Raw genomic sequence first — 1,617 nt, 5'->3', positions numbered from 1 at the left:
GGAGCTGCGCCCCGTGGGCGAAGTTCAAGCCGAGCCGGAGCCGGAGACGATCAGCGTCCACGACGTGGCCCAGGCTGCCGATGAAGGCGTAACCATTGCCCTAGAGCTGCGGCTTTCGCCGGTGCTGGAGGTGAAAGCAGGGGTGCCCAAGCCGCCCAAGTGGCCCAACCCTGCCGAAGCCCTGCAGGCCGCCTTCAACTGGATCTTCGGCGAGCCGGCCCACGCCGCCCGCAACGGCCTGAAGAGTAACTTGCTGCTCCTCCAGATCGCCAACCCCAGCAAAGAGCCGGGCATCCGCCCTGCCGAAAGCGACGCTCCAGAGATTCCTGGCAACCCGGCTCGAGGCACCGAGGACTGGGCACGGCGGCTGCGGCGCCGGTTGCTCGACGAAAAGAATCCAAAGAATCCAACCGTCCGCTGCGACTCTGAAGAGAAAGTCGGCCCCGATGGCGGCTTCTGGGTGCCGGGGGTGTTCCGCCCCAACTTCAACGACCGCTTCCGCTACGAGGCCTACACGGGCCGCAGCCGCCCCAGCACGTTGCGTACCAATGACGGCAATGATCCCACATTCATAGATCTCAACAACAATGGTGTCCTGGATCCAGGCGAGACTAATGTAGTGGATCGGGATCCGCTGTTTGGGTTGGACATGGGTCGCCAGCCCAACGAGACTGCGACTGTACTCGAAATCCAACCCCAAATGGCGCTCAACCCCTACGCCCGCGTCGACAAGACCGCTGGGGCCCAGTACGCGGACGGCTACTACATCGACGATAGGGGCGATGGGGACAGCGAAAAAATCCGCAACGGCCTGTGCTTCTACGTCAAGCCCAACGGCAACACCATCCAGGTGCAAATCGACCGCAACGGCGGCGATAACGATGGCCTGGTGTGGGTGGATGTGGAGCCCTTTACCCTGGATCTGAACAAGCCCACCACGGGCTTTGCTGGCGACAACCCGGTGCTGGGCGTGATCCTGGACGAGGTGACGCGGCGACCCATTCCCATTCCTCGCTTCCAAGAGCTGGCCTCCACCACTGTGAGCCAGCGCCGCCGCAGCGAAGACGGCAGCCAAAACTGGCAACTGCAGCCGGCCCGAGAGACGCGGGTCAACGCGGTGGCCGTTAGCGGGGTGCTCCCGTCGCGGCTGCATCAAACCGCCGGCGGCATGCACAACTTCCTACGCCTCAATGAGATGTGGAGAGGTACCAACCTCTTCTTCAGCGGCTCGATGATCCAGCTCAACTACAGCACCTATGCCACCGGCCCCTTCCTGCAGCACAGCTTCGAGCCGCCCAACCTGGTGCAGGATTCAACCTTTGTGCGCGGCTACGACTACTACTTCCCACCTCGTCGCCGCTTCGGCTACGACGTGGGCCTGCAGATTGCCCGCCGCCCTGGCGCTGTCTCCAGCCGCTTCCAATTCCCCTCCAACGCGCGCACAGAGTTCCTGCGCGAGCTGGATCCACAAGATCCGTATGTGCGGCGGCTGCGCTGCGCGCTCCAGGATCAGCCGGATGTGCCGTTGGATCCGTCTGCTCAGATTGGCGGCTGCAATGAGTTCAATTGATATGGATCTGATATAGATCCGTCCGGTCAGGGGCAAATTAAAGTAGG

1 pseudogene is annotated in these 1,617 nt (G+C 62.7%); it reads left to right on the top strand.

The annotated features are described in order from the left end of the window. Positions 1 to 1,570 (top strand): annotated as a pseudogene (locus tag NW863_RS12965) (type II secretion system protein); the annotation flags it as partial. Positions 1,571 to 1,617 lie beyond the last annotated feature (47 nt).

Source organism: Synechococcus sp. B60.1, assembly GCF_047462555.1.
Lineage (GTDB): Bacteria > Cyanobacteriota > Cyanobacteriia > Thermostichales > Thermostichaceae > Thermostichus.
Note: the sequence above shows the minus strand (reverse complement) of the source record. Positions and strands in the feature narration are given on the sequence as shown.